Annotated in this window: 15 protein-coding genes; 4 read left to right on the top strand and 11 right to left on the bottom strand. The window is 68.3% G+C overall.

From position 1 onward, the window contains the following. Window positions 1-11 precede the first annotated feature (11 nt). From recC to LPH33_RS06350, 5 genes are all read right to left on the bottom strand, one after another. Window positions 12-3,305 (bottom strand): exodeoxyribonuclease V subunit gamma, encoded by a 3,294-nt coding sequence (recC, locus tag LPH33_RS06370; RefSeq protein ID WP_229567474.1) that lies wholly within the window; start codon window positions 3,303-3,305, stop codon window positions 12-14. A gap of 129 nt (window positions 3,306-3,434) precedes the next feature. Further along, window positions 3,435-3,665: an RNA-binding S4 domain-containing protein gene (locus tag LPH33_RS06365; RefSeq protein ID WP_019287993.1), complete on the bottom strand. Its 231-nt coding sequence runs from the start codon at window positions 3,663-3,665 to the stop codon at window positions 3,435-3,437. A 99-nt stretch (window positions 3,666-3,764) separates the two neighbouring features. Beyond that, window positions 3,765-3,962, bottom strand: a complete 198-nt coding sequence (locus tag LPH33_RS06360) for a hypothetical protein (protein WP_019287992.1) — start codon at window positions 3,960-3,962, stop codon at window positions 3,765-3,767. Window positions 3,963-4,127: 165 nt separating this feature from the next. After that, entirely contained in the window at window positions 4,128-4,628 is a 501-nt protein-coding gene (locus LPH33_RS06355; protein WP_229567473.1) for a DUF2505 domain-containing protein, read from the bottom strand. Window positions 4,629-4,694: 66 nt separating this feature from the next. Then, window positions 4,695-5,030, bottom strand: a complete 336-nt coding sequence (locus LPH33_RS06350; protein WP_037215768.1) for a hypothetical protein — start codon at window positions 5,028-5,030, stop codon at window positions 4,695-4,697. A gap of 341 nt (window positions 5,031-5,371) precedes the next feature. On the opposite strand from LPH33_RS06350, the gene LPH33_RS06345 reads away from it, so the two are divergent. Together LPH33_RS06345 and LPH33_RS06340 are read left to right on the top strand one after the other, a co-directional pair. After that, on the top strand, window positions 5,372-6,331 hold the full coding sequence (locus LPH33_RS06345) for a ferritin-like domain-containing protein (protein WP_229567472.1): 960 nt from the start codon (window positions 5,372-5,374) through the stop codon (window positions 6,329-6,331). 210 nt (window positions 6,332-6,541) lie between these two features. Then, a complete protein-coding gene (locus LPH33_RS06340; protein WP_229567471.1) occupies window positions 6,542-7,255 on the top strand; it encodes a type 1 glutamine amidotransferase domain-containing protein in 714 nt (237 codons plus the stop codon). On the opposite strand, the gene LPH33_RS06335 is transcribed toward LPH33_RS06340, so the two are convergent. Next, window positions 7,245-8,267: an alpha/beta hydrolase gene (locus LPH33_RS06335; RefSeq protein ID WP_229567470.1), complete on the bottom strand. Its 1,023-nt coding sequence runs from the start codon at window positions 8,265-8,267 to the stop codon at window positions 7,245-7,247. The two genes, LPH33_RS06340 and LPH33_RS06335, sit on opposite strands and share 11 nt — an antisense overlap. Window positions 8,268-8,768: 501 nt before the next feature. Between LPH33_RS06335 and LPH33_RS06330 the strand changes: the two genes are divergently transcribed. Next, a complete protein-coding gene (locus tag LPH33_RS06330) occupies window positions 8,769-10,226 on the top strand; it encodes a benzaldehyde dehydrogenase (protein WP_229567469.1) in 1,458 nt (485 codons plus the stop codon). Window positions 10,227-10,290: 64 nt separating this feature from the next. On the opposite strand, the gene LPH33_RS06325 is transcribed toward LPH33_RS06330, so the two are convergent. Both LPH33_RS06325 and LPH33_RS06320 read right to left on the bottom strand, forming a co-directional pair. Continuing rightward, window positions 10,291-11,268 carry an NAD(P)/FAD-dependent oxidoreductase gene (locus tag LPH33_RS06325; RefSeq protein ID WP_229567468.1) on the bottom strand — a complete coding sequence of 326 codons (978 nt, stop codon included), beginning with the start codon at window positions 11,266-11,268 and terminating at the stop codon, window positions 10,291-10,293. After that, window positions 11,265-12,110, bottom strand: coding sequence for a class I SAM-dependent methyltransferase (locus tag LPH33_RS06320; RefSeq protein WP_229567467.1), 846 nt, complete (start codon window positions 12,108-12,110; stop codon window positions 11,265-11,267). The genes LPH33_RS06325 and LPH33_RS06320 overlap by 4 nt, the downstream gene beginning before the upstream one ends. A 48-nt stretch (window positions 12,111-12,158) precedes the next feature. Here LPH33_RS06320 and LPH33_RS06315 point away from each other — a divergent pair, with 48 nt between their 5' ends. Next, window positions 12,159-12,743 (top strand): helix-turn-helix domain-containing protein, encoded by a 585-nt coding sequence (locus LPH33_RS06315; protein ID WP_019287984.1) that lies wholly within the window; start codon window positions 12,159-12,161, stop codon window positions 12,741-12,743. Window positions 12,744-12,761: 18 nt separating this feature from the next. Here the strand turns inward: LPH33_RS06315 and LPH33_RS06310 are convergent, their stop codons facing one another. The 3 genes from LPH33_RS06310 to LPH33_RS06300 all read right to left on the bottom strand — a co-directional run bounded on the left by LPH33_RS06310 (window position 12,762) and on the right by LPH33_RS06300 (window position 14,950). Further along, window positions 12,762-13,250, bottom strand: a complete 489-nt coding sequence (locus LPH33_RS06310; RefSeq protein ID WP_229567466.1) for an FBP domain-containing protein — start codon at window positions 13,248-13,250, stop codon at window positions 12,762-12,764. An 86-nt stretch (window positions 13,251-13,336) separates the two neighbouring features. Further along, window positions 13,337-14,590 (bottom strand): formamidase, encoded by a 1,254-nt coding sequence (gene fmdA / locus LPH33_RS06305; protein WP_006550661.1) that lies wholly within the window; start codon window positions 14,588-14,590, stop codon window positions 13,337-13,339. Window positions 14,591-14,665: 75 nt separating this feature from the next. Further along, entirely contained in the window at window positions 14,666-14,950 is a 285-nt protein-coding gene (locus LPH33_RS06300) for an FmdB family zinc ribbon protein (protein ID WP_324256236.1), read from the bottom strand. Between the last annotated feature and the right edge of the window lie 60 nt (window positions 14,951-15,010).

The following is a 15,010-nucleotide window of genomic DNA, read 5'->3' as shown; positions in this document are numbered from 1 at the left end:
GCGTCCTTCTCTCACGGGCGTCCCTGGTTCTCGGAGGCGAGCAGGGGTTCCCACAACCGTCGGGCGAGCACACCGAAACGGGTGGGGTCGTCGAACCAGCCGGCCTCGACACCCTCCGGTGCGTCGGCGGTGAGCTGCCCGAACGTGACGTCGGGCCCGTACAGATACTGCACGTGACGGTCCTTGCCGTCGCCGAACGCGCCACCGAACGCCTTCCCGGCGGCCGACAGTGCCATCTCCACGGAATCACCGCGGTGGCGGCGATCGGCGTACTCGGCCGACGCGCCCGTCACGAGCGGCAGCGGCCGGCACAGTCCACGATCGCGCAGATCGACGAGTGCGGCGAGCAGCGCGACGGGATCGGCGGGAGCCAGAAGGGTCGAGCGCCAGGCCGGATACGAGCGCGAACGGCTGCGCCCGGTGGTCACCGCACGCCACTGTCCGGGATGACCCGAGGCGACGACGGCGAGCAACCGGATCCATGCTTCCAGCCGGTGTTTCGGGGACAGCTTGGAATAGGTGCTGCGGGCCAGTACCTCGCCGTGTACACCTCCGACGGTGCCGGTGAGCCGACGACCGTCGCCGAGATCGACGCGGATGTCGACGGTGCGGGCCTGCCCGGTGTGCACACCGGCGCAGGCGTGCACGAGGCGGTCGACGTTGTCGCTCACCGCGTCGAGGGTCCTGCGGCCGAGCGCGAACGGCGGGAGCGTGCCGCGACGCCATTCCGCGTCCTGGAAGGCACCTGCGGACATGCCCGCCAATCGCGCTTCGAGCATGCGGTCGCCCAGTTGCCACAGGGCGAGACCGTCGAGTTCGACGTCGAGTGCGTCGGCGATGCCCTCGTCGGTGTCGGGGATCCGCAGACCGAGTCGCTGCCGGAGGAATCCCTGCGTCGGATGTGTCAGGAAGGAAACGAGTTCGTCGAGATCGACATCGGTGCGTGCCGGGGCCGGAAGGTCGTCGACGAGGAGCGCACCCGACCGGTCGCGCTCCACCGAACATCCTTGTCCGGCACGGGCTCCCGCGAGTGCAGTGACACCGAACCCGAACGGGTCGTCGGCCCGGAAATTGCGCGGATCGAAGGGCTGCAGGGGATGTCGCCGCACGATGCGCTCGTCGTCGACGTCGACTCCCGTCATCGTCGACACCACGTCGCGCACCTCGGTGAGCGGAATCGCCGGTGGGCGCAGTGCTCCGGTGACGGCGTCGGCGCCGGTGTGGAACAACAGCACACGCTCCTCCGCGGCCATCAGCGCGTCGAGCAGCAGCTGCCGGTCCTCGCTGCGCGGATCACGCTCTCCCACACAGGGATTCTGGGTCAGGACATCGTCGCCGTCGATGTGGGCCGTGCGGGGGAAGACGTCGTCGTCGAGACCGAGGAGAACTACCACGCGATGGGGCACCGAGCGCATCGGCACCATCGTGCACACGGTCAGTTCGCCGGTACGGAAGTTCGAGCGCGACGGACGCCCGGCGAGCCGGGAGGAGAGCATGGACCGGACGTCGCTCAGGGACAACTGCGTGTCGCCGGCATGCTCGACGGCGTCGCCGATCTCGCGCCGCGCGCGGGTGAGCTGCCATGTATCGGCGGCGGGAACGTCGGCGAGCAGATCGATGCCGTAACCGAGTTCGTCCGACCACCGCGCCGCCGGGTGCGGGCCGCGCAACCGGAGCAGCACCACCGTCAACCGGTCGATGAACTCGGCGAACCGCCCGGCAAGGTCGATGTCGTTGCTGTCGACGTCGTCGAGGGGCAACGACAGGGACAGCCACTCTCCGTCCGCGCCGTCTGCGGCGACACCGAGCAGGATACGGTCGAGTGCCGCGCCGAAAGTGTTCTGCATGAAGTCGCCGAGGCCGAAGCTCTTGCGCTGCCACGGCCCGAGACCCCAGCGGGCACCGGTCTCGGTGGTCCACTCCTGCAGGCGCTCGAGTTGATCGTCGTCGAATCCGAACTTCCGGCGCACCGGAGCCGACGCGGCGAGGTCGAGAACCTCGCTGGCGGTGACCCGGCCGTCGGCGAGCGCGAGCAGTTCGGACACCACCGCAAGGATCGGATCGGTGCGGCGCAGGCCGCGATCGGCGAGACGGACCCGCAGCGTGTGGCCGGGATGCTCGCCGACCCCGGCACCGAAGGCGGCATGGACGAGCGGCGCGTACGTCTCGACGTCGGGGCACATGACGACGACGTCGCGCGGTTCGAGCGTGGGGTCATCGCGGAACAGGTGCAGCAGGCACTCTCGGAGCACCTCGACCTGCCGGGTGGGGCCGTGGCAGGCATGGATCATCACGGTCCCGTCGGGCGCGGCCGATCCGTGTGCGGGGGCGCGGTCGTCGCGGAGATCGGCCTGCAACCGGCCGAGGAGCGTCGCCGGCGGCCGGGGTGAGGGATGCGGAAGGTCGGTGCACTCGAGGCCGGAGAGCCGGCTCTGAAGTTCGCGCACGTCGCGGCCGAGCGCGGCCAGCAGCGGGTGCTGCACCCCGAGAGCGCTGTGGTCGTCGGCGCGACGCATCGACTCCGGACGCCGGGTCAGTCCGTCCCACATCACCGGGCTCGGATGCGGAAGCCAGATGTGCACGTCGCGGTGGTGCCCGAGCGCGGTCAGCACCTCGACGAGGACGGTGTCGAGGCGGGTGGGACCGAACATCGAGAGTCGTTCGGGCAGGTCGACGACGTCGGGGTCGTCTCGCAGCCGGCCGCACAGTTCGTCGAGTCGCTGCGACGGGCTGTCGACGCCGATGCGGGCGCGCAGCCGTCGCCACAGCTCGGCTTGCCAACGCAGATGGTCGTCGAGAGGCGCACCCGTGCCGTCGGTGTCGTTCCCCGCCGCCCACTGGGAGATCATCCCGGGGCGCTGGAGTCCGTAACTGCGGAGAAGGCCGGTGAGATGCGCTGCGGTGGCGTACCGGCGTCCGGCCCGGTGGTCGTCGGCGCCGTGACCGAGATGCCGCGCGAGGGTGGCGCACCACGGTTCGCCGACGCACTCGTCGATCACCCCGAGCAGCGACCACAACATGCGGGAGGGATGCCACGGATCGTCGTCGGCGGTGATGCCGGAGGCCGCGGCGAGCGCTTCGTCGACGAGGCGGGACGGGGACGGGAAATCGATGTTGGCGGCCACCCCGTCGCCGGCGGAGGAACCGAGCATTCCCGACAACCGCTGGGTGAGCCATCTTTCGACACCGCGCGCGGGCACCGCGACGACCTCCCGCGCGAACGGATCGTCGAGGGGCTCGGCGAGCACCTCGGCCAGCGCATCCGCCAGGATGCCGGTGCGCTCGGCACGGTGCAGTATCAGCACGCGTCGCTCCCCCTCGTCGTCGCTCGTTCCCGTCCGGTACGGCTTATCACACCGCCCGGACAGGCGACTGCGTCGCAGGTCGCGAGTGCTCCGTGCCGGAGGTTGCGGGCGCTCCGTGCGACGGACGAGCTACAGGACGGGACGAACCCCGCCGGGAGAGACTCCGAAGACCGCCATCGATCGCGTACCCGCGATCGAGACGACGTCCCCGGCACGAAGTGGAGTACGGGGACTGCGGACCTGGCGATGATTGACGCGGACGAGACCTTCCATGAGCAGCGCCGCCGCTTCACCGCCCGAGCCGGCCAGTCCGCTCTCCTGGAGGAAACCGAACAGGGAGTCGCGCACGAGTGCCTCCATGACACCTACGGTCCCCTCCGGAGGCGACGATGCCTCCTCACACGGGGTCCGTGCGGGTGCACATCCGATGAACACACGGCGAACACCGGCGGCCGGGATTCAGGTCTCGGTCGAGATATCGAACAACGACAACTGGTTCCTCGTCATCTCGGCAGTGATATCCGCGCGGTAGCGCTCCCCCAGATTCTGTGCGACATGGGCAGGGCAACCGAGTTCGCTGCCGATCTGCTCCCAGGTGTATCCGGCCTCGCGGCGTTCCCACGCGTAGCCGCCGTCCTCGTCCCACGGCATCGACATGATCCGATGGTGGCCTGGGTCACACCCCTCTTCAACGACCTGACCCGGTGTGTCGCCGACGAATCCGGCGGGAACGACAATGCCGCCGTACCTCGGAAGAGGAACGACGGCATCGGACCAGATGATCCGTCGATCGGAAGCCGATCGATCGGGCGCCCCTGCGAATCAGTTCTCCGTGAGCCACTTGTCGAGGTCGGTCCGATCGTTCTGGACGATGTTCTCGACGAGCTGGACGATGAGGCCCTCGATCTGCCCACCGACGACGGGAACCTTGACGGTGGCCTCGCCACGCACCTCGATCTCGGTACCGCCGTCCGCGTTGCCACGAAGCTCCGAATGGGCCGCGATCGTGATCGGCAGCCCCGACGTGCTGCCGGCGAGGGTTCCCTGCGCCGTACCGTCCCCGAGTCCGCCCCATTCGTCGGTACGCTCGATGATCAGAGGTCCTCGCACCACGCCCCGGACGACCGCGGGCAGCGCGGAGGTGTCGATCTGGTCGGAGACCTTCGCGCGGAAGGTCCCGGGACCGGAGCCGACCTCGAGCTGCGCCACGCCGGTCTGGCTCGCAGCCAGTCGGCTGTTCCAGAAGTCCTCGCTGGTCAAAGCGCCGTGGACGCGTTCGACGCTGTGGTCGAGCGTGGACGTGAAAACGAATTCCTTGGACATGACCGGAGACGATATCCTCCCGCTCGGATCTGGACGAAACGGGCCTACCGGTGTCGTTCTGCCACGTCAGAGAACAGCGACGAGGGTCGCCGCCGCTCCTCCGACGACACCCACCAGAGCGAGCCCGGCCGCCAGGGATCCTGCGACCACCGCGGCGGCTGCGAATCCGCAGACGGCGAGGACGACGAACATCAGCATGCCCGCGATCGGGTGCTCGAGCAGGGCCGGCATCTCCTCTGTCGCCGGAGGTTCCACCTCCCTCGACGCCACGGCGGCCGACGGCGGGGCCTCGACGGACCGCGCGTCGATCGTCTGCGCCGGAATGTCGGCCGACTGCGACGGAGCAACCGTCGCCGGAGCGGTGATCACGTCCGTGGGCATGACGGGTGCTGCCGTGGTCATCGTGTCGTCCCCGCTTTCCTTTGTGCTGCTTGCGGCCGTCTCACGGTCGCCGATCACCTGAGGAGTCAGGCGGACCGCGTCTCGTCCCGGCCTCGATCTCTCACGTCAAGGTGTGCTCCGAAGTTTCCCCGCGAGTAACCGGCTCAAACCGAGACCCGTGCGACTCGCGTGCGCCGAGTGGTCACTGCAGCAACGAACCCGACCAGAGGGTGTGTTATGGATCACACAGACGTTAGCAGTTACGGGGGTCGGGTAGCCGACATTTGTCACGTCATTTCTCGATGGATGTGAATTCGTCGGTAGATCACCGACTCTTCCAGTGCGAAGGAGGCGAACGCACGATGACCGAGAACCGAACTCCCGCGTTGCTCACCCAGTTGCGCACTCTCCACGAACTGACCCATGCAGAGACCCAGGTCGCCGAAACGCGTGTCGCGCAGGCCCGAACCGAAGCGGTACGCAAGGAGCTGACCGAGAACGCCGAGAACTGCCGCATCCGTGCGGTGGCGATCGAAGAGGCGATCCGCGATCTGGGCGGACTTCCCGATATGGTCGGGCCGTTCATCGGCCGCGCCGCCATCATGGTGAAGACCCTCACCGAGCAGGCGCAGCCGTTCGACGAAGCACTGCTGTCGGACCTCGCCCTCGAACATCAGCTCCTCGACCGTGCCCGCTACGTGAAGGCCCTGGCCATCGCGGGCGGACACAAGTCGATCGTGTCGCTGGCGGACCGTCTGATCACGGCTCACACGGCGACGGTCGAGTGGCTCACCACGGTCATCGCGGAGGAGGCGCTCGGTGGTCCTGCCGCTTTGCGTCGCACTCCCCTGCAGGCCGCGGCCGGCGCAGCGGTGCGCCTGGTCAACACGCCGGTCACCTGGTCGGCGCGCAGCATCGATCGAGCGATCGATGTCGCCCGCTCGACGCGTCCCCGCATCGAGTCGCTGCTCTCGCGCGGCGCGCATGCCGGTGACGTCGCAGCCAAGACCATCGGTGCCTCGCGCGATGCGGCTCTCGAGACGGCCGAGCGCGTGAGCCGTCGTGAAGGCGCCGACGGCACCGCCGACGCTCTGCACAAGGCACGCAGCACCTCGGGTGTCCTCACCGAGGAGGAGTTGCCGATCCGGAACTACGACGATCTCACCGTCCCGAAGGCCGTGGCGGCGGTCAAGGAACTGACCGAGCCCGCGGACATCCGGGCGATCGTCGCCTACGAGGAAGCGCACAAGGCACGACACGGTGTTATCTCCGCGGCCCAGACCCATCTGGCCGCCATCGCGCAGGAGGTGGTCGGCATCTGATCCGCCGCACCCCAGTCACGTCACACGATCGCCGGGTCCCTCGTGGGCCCGGCGATCGTCGTCACTGTCGCGGACCCGGCGACCGTCGTCACTGTCGCGGGCCCGGCGACCCATCGTCACTGTCGCGGACCCGGCGACCGTCGTCACCGCCGGTGTCGGTCCCGCTCACAGCGGGTACCCGGCCTCTACGTTCATCAGAGAGGACACACCATGACCCGCATCCTGTTCGTCGTCAGCTCCGCCGATCATTGGACGTTGCAGGACGGCACCCGCCATCCCACGGGCTTCTGGGCGGAGGAACTCGTCGAGCCGTACACCGTCTTCGAGGAAGCCGGCTACGACATCACCGTTGCCACTCCGGGCGGCCGCACGCCCGTCGTGGACCAGGCCAGCCTCGAACCCGACGCCGCAGGCGGTGAGGACCGCGTGGCCGAGTTGAAGTCGTCGCTCGAGAAGCTGCAGCCGGTGCTCACCGGTGCGGCGGTGCTCGAGGACCAGCGGGCCGAGGACTTCGACCTGCTGTTCGTGCCCGGTGGCCACGCCCCGATGGAGGATCTGGCCGTCGACGAGCGGTTCGGTGAACTCGTCCGGCACTTCGTCGAGGCCGACAAAGTGGTCGCGATGGTGTGCCACGCCCCGGCTGCCCTGCTTCCCGCCCACGAGTCCGGCGGTCGCTGGTTGTTCGAGGGTTACAGCCTGACGGCGTTCACGAACGTCGAGGAGGTCCAGGCGGGACTGGCCGACAAGGCACCCTGGTTGCTGCAGGACCGCCTGCAGGAGGCCGGGGCCGTCTTCTCGTCCACGGACGCCTGGCAGCCGCACGTGGTGGTCGACCGCGTCCTGTACACGGGCCAGAACCCGGCCTCCTCGCGGCCGCTCGCCGAACGCATCGTCGCCGAGATCCCCGCGCGCGCTACGTCGTGACCTTGCGGACGAAATCGATCGTCCGCTCGAGCGCGGCACGCGCATCCGGTGTCGACAGATCGAACTGGTACTCGTGTGCCAGTTCCGGTGTGTGGTCGTCCGGATAGAACAACGCATCCACCTGCACACCCAGTCCGGAGAGCCGCTGCGCGAGCCTCTCGGACTGGGTGGCGGTGAGCGGATCGGCGTTGCCACCGGAGATGTAGGTGGCCGGGAAGTTCTCGGTGACCGAGTTCAATACCGACATCTGGCCCGCCGCATCCGAAGTGGCGAACTCCCGGGCGCCGGTGTAGGCCCACATCGCCTGCTCCACGCCCCATCCGGTCAGCCCGCCGCTCCCACCGATCGCGGACACGTCGTAGATGCCGCAGTTGAGCACGACACCGCGAACGTTCTCCCGAGTGAACGCCGGGTCGACACCGAGGGTCGCGGCGTAGTCGGGGTCGGTGATCGCCGCGGCGATCTGCGCGGACAGTTGCGCCCCGGCCGAGTCACCGGCGAGCACGATCCGCTCGGTGTCGATGTGCAGTTCGTCGGCGTGCTCGAGCAAGTAGCGCTGTGCATCGACGAGTTGCCGCACCGGGGTCGGATAGCGGTGGCCCGGTGCGAGCGAGTAGCCGACCGACACCACGGTGAATCCGGCGGCCGCGAGACGCCTGTAGTAGCCCGCGTAGTTGGTGCAGTTACCCGACAACCACGCGCCACCGTGCGTCCACACGATCGTCGGCAGCGCCTCGGTGGTCCCCGGCGCTGTGTACACGTCGAGATAGGCGTCCGGGTCGTCCTCCCGATAGTGGAGGTCGGCGACGAAGTCCGTCTGCGGAGCGTCCACCGCGAGCTTCGCGGTCTGCTCCCGCGCGTCGCGTTCGAACACCTTCCGCACCACCAGTGATCCCGGCACGGGGGTGAGGACGAACGCCGCCGCCACGACGACGAGCACCACGACGAAGACGATCAGGATCCATCGACCGACGCGCCGACGCGGCGCTCTGTCCGTACTGCCCTCCGACACCTGTCACTCCTACGCGGGTCACGACGCGCCCGGGCGGATCCGGACCGAACGATCATGTCAAACAGTGCGGCGGGATGCGGGTTCTCGGGCGGGGCGTCCGCGCCGCGAGACGACCGTCAGGGTTGTTCGCTCAGCGCCTGCAATCGGGTCTCCTCGAGGTCGAGGCGGCGCTGGGCCGCACCGAGCGTCTGCGAACTGTAGGTTCCGGGGGAAGTCCTGGGCCGGCATGCTCAGCGCGGCCGCGTACAGCCGCGATACTCACGATGCCGGCGATGCCGACCACTGCCATGAGGGCCAGATCCATTCGCATCATTGTGCTCGCTCATGACCCTTCGGCCACGGAGCGGTGCACGTGGTGTTCGTCGTGCATAGACGGATATCGCGGGCTTTCTCGTTGAATGAGAAGAATCGATCCTACAAGCCGTCATCGCTCCCACACTCGTGGAACACATCGGTGTCCCACGCGCGCGGGACGGCGACGACCACGCTGAGGAGAACCCTATGGCCTTGCTCGACGAAGCCCTGTGGACGGGAAAGATCCATCTCGACGGCTGGCGCCCCGGCAACGGCGGCACCACGAAGGTCACCAACCCCTCGACCGGGGAACAAATCGCCGAGATCGGCCTGGCCGACCCCGATGACGTCTACGCCGCCGCCCGCGCTGCCGCCGCCGCACAGAAGTCCTGGGCCGCCACGGCGCCGTCCGAGCGTGCGGAGATCCTCCGTCGCGCCGGCGAGAAGTTCCGTGAGCACGCCGACGAACTCATCGACTGGGGACTCCGCGAGGCCGGGTCCATTCCGGACAAGGCCGCCATGGAGGTGTTCGGTTCCGCCACCGAGTGCTTCGAGGCGTCGGCGCTGCCCACCCATCCGCACGGTGAGTACCTGCCCTCGGACAACGGTCACTGGTCCATCGCGCGCCGCCTGCCCGCCGGCGTCGTCTCGGTGATCGCACCGTTCAACTTCCCGTTGCTGCTCGCGATGCGCTCGGTTGCCCCGGCTCTCGCCCTCGGCAATGCGGTGCTGCTCAAGCCGGATCCGCGGACCACCGTCATCGGTGGTGTCGCCGTGGCCCGGATCTTCGAGGAGGCCGGACTACCCGCCGGTGTGCTGCAGATGCTGCCCGGTGGTGGTGACGTCGGCGCCGCAACCGTCGATGCTCCCGAGGTGCGGGTGGTCTCGTTCACCGGATCCACCGCCGCCGGACGCCACGTCGGCAAGGCCGGCGCGGAACATCTCAAGCGCACCCACCTCGAACTCGGCGGCAACAACGCGATGATCGTGCTCCCCGGCGCCGACGTCGATCTCGCTGCCGGTGTCGGAGCGATGGGATCGTTCTTCCACCAGGGCCAGATCTGCATGACCACCGGCCGGCACCTGGTGCACGAGTCCGTCTACGACGACTACGTGCGCGCCCTCGCCGCGAAGGCGGATGCGCTCGTCGTCGGCGATCCCGCAGGCGGCCCGGTTCACCTGGGCCCGATCATAGACGAGCGTCAGCTGGCGAACATCGACACGATCGTGCAGGACACCGTCGCCGCGGGCGGCACTCTCGCTGCCGGAGGCACGCACGAGGGGTTGTTCTACCGGCCCACCGTCCTGACCGATCTGACCACCGAGATGCCCGCCTGGGGCCAGGAGATCTTCGGTCCCGTCGCGCCGGTGCTGAAGTTCTCCGACCCGGACGAGGCCGTCGAACTGGCCAATGCGTCCGAGTACGGCCTGTCGGTGAGCATCGTCGGCGACGTGGGACAAGCGATGAAGATCGCCGACCGGATCCACTCGGGCAAGATCCACATCAACGAGATGACCGTCGCCGACGAGGCCAACGCTCCCTTCGGCGGGGTCGGGGCATCCGGTACCGGTTCCCGTTTCGGCGGTCCAGCCGCGAACATCGAGGCGTTCACCGAGACCCAGTGGGTCACGGTGCGTCCCGACATCGCGCCCTACCCGTTCTGACGCAGATCGCGAATCGGCCGGGCGAGCGTGTGCTCGCCCGGCCGTTCTCGTATGCCCGACAGGACTATTCGGCGAAGGTGAGTCCGCGGGCGGCTCGTTCCTCCACCGCCGCGGCCGTCTCCTCCGCGATCAGGTCGGCGTTCACGGCCGCTCCTGTCATCACGCCGGAGCCTGCAGCGACCACGACCACCGCGGAGAGGTCGGCGGAGTTGCCCGCCGCCCATACGCCGGGCAGAGCGGTCTTCCCCGTCGGATCGGTCTCGATGAGGGTCCCCACGGGATGGTCGGTGACCGTTCCGCCGAGCTGCTCGTACAGGTCGGCGCGGGCGACGAAACGCGGTGCGACCACCACGGCGTCGACCTCGACCTCGGTGCCGTCCTCGAGCACCACGGCACGGACCTCCTCGCCGTCCGCTCGCAGTTCCGCGACGGTGCCGTCGACGATCCGCACGTCGCGTGCCTCGAGCTGGTCGCGGGCCTCGCTCTCCAGGGCGGGCGCCGAGTGGGTGAAGAAGGTGACGTCGTCGCTGAGCTGACGGAACAACAGGGTCTGGTGCACGCTCATCGGCCCCGAGGAGATCACGCCGACGCGCCGGTCCCGAACCTCCCAGCCGTGGCAGTACGGGCAGTGCAGGACACTCTTCCCCCACAGTTCGCGGACTCCGGGCAGGTCGGGCAGCTCGTCGACCAGTCCCGTCGCGAGGATCAGTCGATGTGCCTGCACGGTGGTGCCGCCGGAGAGACCGATCTCGAATCCCGTGTCGCTGCGACGAGCGGATTCTGCTCGTGCGGACAGGATTTCGGCGCCGTATCCGGCGGCCTCCTTCCGTCCGAGAGCCAGCAGTTCGGTCGGCGCGATGCCTTCGTGTCCGATCACGTTGTGCGCGGCCGCGGCAGGGGCGTTGCGCGGTTCTCCGGCATCGACGACAAGCACCGAGCGGCGTGAGCGTGCCAGCGCTGTGGCGGCACTCAGTCCGGCGGAGCCGCCGCCGATCACGACGACGTCGTAACCGTCCTGTGTGGGGTTCTCCTGGGTGTTCATCGGTTCTCCTCCTTCATTCCCTGTGCGATCCACACGGTTCGGGATCCACGCACCACCAGATCTGCCCGGTGCAGCACCGAGTCGGGACCGTCGCCGACGAGTCGATCGAGCGTGTCGAGATCCTCGTCGGACACGGCGTTGTCGAGGCCGGTCCGCATCCGGCTCAGCACCGCGTGGGCGTATCGGCGTGCGGTGTCGTCGACGTCGGCACCGAGTTCGTCGCGGCGCATCTCGACCATCCCGAACCCGGCGCGACGCAGGTTGTCGCTCCAGTCGGGCCACCTGTTCCACCCTCGGGACGCCGCGGCCTCGTGACATCTCGCTTCGAGTCCCGATGTACCGATACCGATGTCGTCGGGCAGGAATCGTGGTTGCGACTCCATCTCGGTGACGACCACCGTCCCCCCGGGTGCCATCGCCTCGGCGAGTTGCCGGAGCGTTGCATCCGGATCCTCGATGTGGTGCAGGGACAGCGCCGCCCAGGCGAGGTCGATCGCACCGACGGCCGGAAGTCCTGCATCGAGGTCGGCCTCGACGGTCCGGATCCGATCACCGAACCCGTTGTACGCGGCGGTCTTCCGGAGTCGTTCGAGCATCCCGGCGGACCGGTCGAGAGCGACGAGCTGCGCGTGGGGGAACCGGCGCGCCAGGGCGAGTGTGCCTGTTCCTGTGCCGGCGCCGATGTCGACGACGGTGCGCGGTTCGCGCTCGAGCTGTCCGGCGACCCGGTCGAGCAACGACTCGAAGTAGGGCCGGTTCATCGCGGCGTCGAGGTCGAGCACCTCGGCCATCGACTCGTCGTGCGCGTGGTCGTGCGGTGCGTGGTGGGCGTGGTGGTGCATGACTCCACGTTAGGACGCGTCATCCAGTTTCGGCATACACTCTTGCCTATGGAGCAAGAATCGTCCGATCTGGACCAACTCATCCGTCAGCGCATCCGCAGCCTGCGGCTCGCGCGGGGGTGGACCCTCGACACTCTCGCAGGCCGGTGCCACATCAGCCCGTCCAACCTGAGCCGCATCGAGACGGGCCGTCGCAGGATCGCACTCGACCAGCTCGTTCCCATCGCGCGGGCACTCGACACCACGATCGACCAGCTCGTCGAATCCGGCGAGGACCAGGACGTGGTGATCAGGCCCCAGGCGTGCGACACCCCGGGGTACACGACCTGGCTATTGTCGCGGGAACGATCACTGGGCGGCGTCACCATCGCCAAGATGCGGATCACGAAGCAGGAGCCGGTGCCGGCCGACACGCTCCCCGTGCACCCGGGGCACGAATGGTTCACCGTCCTGACCGGCACCGCCCGGCTCCAACTCGGCGAACGGACGATCCTCATCCAGGAGGGCAACGCCGCCGAGTTCTCGACGATGACACCGCACGCCATCAGCGCGCACGACGGACCGGTGGAGATCCTCACGATCCTCGATCAGAACGGGGAGCGTGCGCACCTGCGCAACCCCGCATCGCACTGAAAGGGCCGGGTTCGCCCGTCAGGCGTACAGGCGATCGACGAACGCGCCGAGATTCTCGCGGACGCGCTCGGCCTTCTCCTCCGGCTCGAGATCCTCGCGGTACCGGCTGCCCAGTGCGGGCCTCTTCTTGCCGCGCGCGTACAGCGAGCACTGCAGGTCGATGCACATGTAGGTTCCGACCGCGTTGCCCGCTCGACCCGCATCGCCGACCTTGTTCGCCGTCATCAAAGCGATGCCACCCCGGGTGTGGGTGGTGAGGCAGATCGTGCACATCTGCGTCTTGCCCGAGCCCTGCTGTTCGAACCGCATGGCGACACCCACGAGTTCGCCGTCGCGGGGGACCACGATGTAGCCGCGACCGGGGAACGACGGGTCGGTCCAGCCGAGGAAGTCGAGTTCGTCCCACGGTCGGTCGTCGAGATCGCGCGGCACCGGAAGCCGCTTCGCATCACCCTTGGAGCAGTTGACGAAGGATGTTCGAATGTCCCGTTCGGTGAGCGGGTCCATGGCCGGGACCACCTTTCGTTCGCGTATGTACCGACCCGAGGACGGTACGCGCACCGCTCACACCGGGCAAACGATTTTCGCGGCCCTCACGCCGACGAACGCGGTGCTCCGATACCCGGATCGATCGTCACCGGACCGGATGCGGTGGGCGCGACCGGGAAGTCGAAGATCGCCGTCGGAAGATACACCGTGGCACACGAATTCGGGATGTCCACGACACCCGACAAACGTCCCTCGATGGGTGCAGCCCCGAGCAGGAGATACGCCTGCTCGGGGCTGTAGCCGAATTTCGTCAGATAGTCGATGGCGTGCAGACACGCCCGCTGGTACGCCAATTGCGAATCCAGATACCGCTGTTCGCCGTCGAGCGTCACGGACGTGCCGGAGAACGCGAGCCACTCGGAATACTGCGGGTCGGTGTTGCCCGGCATGAAGATGGCGTTCTCGCTCACCCCATAGGTCTCCATACCGCCGGGGATCAGATCGACGCGCAGGTCGATGAACCCGCCCATTTCGATGGCACCGCAGAAGGTGATCTCGCCGTCACCCTGCGAGAAGTGCAGGTCGCCGACCGACAGATTCGCGCCGTCGACGAAGACCGGATAGAAGATCCGGCTTCCCTTCGTGAGGTTCTTGATGTCCTGGTTGCCGCCGTTCTCCCGCGGTGGAGCGGTGCGCGCCGCTTCGGCCGCGACCCGGTCGAAATCGGCGCCCGACAGGCTGCCGAGAATCGCGCCGTTCGGCTCGGGCGGCAGCGCCAGCGCCGGCTCGCGGTCGGGATCCGTCGCGATCAAAGCAGCTTCCCGAGTGTTCCACGTCGACAGCAGTTCGTGCGACGGCGCCGTCCCCATCAGGCCGGGATGCACGATGCCGGTGAACGACACGTGGGGCACGTGGCGGCTCGTCGCCTTCTGCCCGGAGAAGTCCCAGATCGCCTTGTAGGCGTCGGGGAACTGGTCGGTGAGGAATCCCCCGCCGTTCGTCTTCGCGAAGATGCCCGTGTAGCCCCAGCCCTGCCCGGCGAGCGGACCCGAGTCCTCCTGCGGAATCGGGCCGAGGTCGAGGATGTCGACGATCAGCAGGTCGCCGGGCTTGGCACCCTCCACCGCGAACGGTCCCGACAACGCGTGCACGATGTGCAGCGGGGCATTGCGGATGTCGTCGGCGGAGTCGTCGTTGTGGATCTCGCCGTCGAACCATTCGCGGCAGTGCACGCGGAAGGAATCCCCCGGTTTCAGCATCGCGACGGGCGGGATGTCCGGGTGCCAACGGTTGTGGCCGATCTTGTCCTGATCGGTGAACCGGCGGGTCGAATCGAGCGGGAACACGACGTCGGGCACGGGACCTCCTGGAGCGGTGTCTGGTTACGGGCGGTGTCGGATCACGGGCGGTGTCGGATCACGGGCGGTGTCGGATCACGGGCGGGGCAACGTTCGATGTCGGGGATCGGTCGTGACCGGCCGCGACGGACGCCTCGATACGCCTGGGAGGGAACCCGAGACGACGTCGGGCTCGGAAGCGGTACGGGCCGTCGCGTCGTGCAGGCGCATCGCTGCCGAACCTCCCCGACCGAGACGCGGTGGGGTGAGAGAGCGACGAGACTGTTGCTCGCACCGCGGGCACGGAGCCGATGCGGAGACTTCACTCATGGGAACGGAGACGTCGAAGGGCCCGCAGTCGGCACATCGGAACTCGTACATCGGCATCTGCATCGCCTCTCGCGCGTCGGTGCACCGACCATAACGGACCGAGCGGAAACC

It is taken from the genome of Rhodococcus sp. RDE2, from assembly GCF_020885655.1.
Lineage (GTDB): Bacteria > Actinomycetota > Actinomycetes > Mycobacteriales > Mycobacteriaceae > Rhodococcus > Rhodococcus pyridinivorans.
This window is presented reverse-complemented; position numbering and strand designations above follow the sequence as displayed.

Coding starts and splice junctions, on each gene's coding strand:
- LPH33_RS06365 (WP_019287993.1), bottom strand. CDS start 3,665: ATGGAGGCACTCGTGCGCGACTCCCTGTTCGGTTTCCTCCAGGAGAGC.
- LPH33_RS06360 (WP_019287992.1), bottom strand. CDS start 3,962: ATGTCGATGCCGTGGGACGAGGACGGCGGCTACGCGTGGGAACGCCGC.
- LPH33_RS06315 (WP_019287984.1), top strand. CDS start 12,159: ATGGAGCAAGAATCGTCCGATCTGGACCAACTCATCCGTCAGCGCATC.
- LPH33_RS06330 (WP_229567469.1), top strand. CDS start 8,769: ATGGCCTTGCTCGACGAAGCCCTGTGGACGGGAAAGATCCATCTCGAC.
- LPH33_RS06300 (WP_324256236.1), bottom strand. CDS start 14,950: ATGTACGAGTTCCGATGTGCCGACTGCGGGCCCTTCGACGTCTCCGTT.
- LPH33_RS06355 (WP_229567473.1), bottom strand. CDS start 4,628: ATGTCCAAGGAATTCGTTTTCACGTCCACGCTCGACCACAGCGTCGAA.
- LPH33_RS06350 (WP_037215768.1), bottom strand. CDS start 5,030: ATGACCACGGCAGCACCCGTCATGCCCACGGACGTGATCACCGCTCCG.
- LPH33_RS06310 (WP_229567466.1), bottom strand. CDS start 13,250: ATGGACCCGCTCACCGAACGGGACATTCGAACATCCTTCGTCAACTGC.
- LPH33_RS06325 (WP_229567468.1), bottom strand. CDS start 11,268: ATGAACACCCAGGAGAACCCCACACAGGACGGTTACGACGTCGTCGTG.
- LPH33_RS06320 (WP_229567467.1), bottom strand. CDS start 12,110: ATGCACCACCACGCCCACCACGCACCGCACGACCACGCGCACGACGAG.
- LPH33_RS06340 (WP_229567471.1), top strand. CDS start 6,542: ATGACCCGCATCCTGTTCGTCGTCAGCTCCGCCGATCATTGGACGTTG.
- LPH33_RS06345 (WP_229567472.1), top strand. CDS start 5,372: ATGACCGAGAACCGAACTCCCGCGTTGCTCACCCAGTTGCGCACTCTC.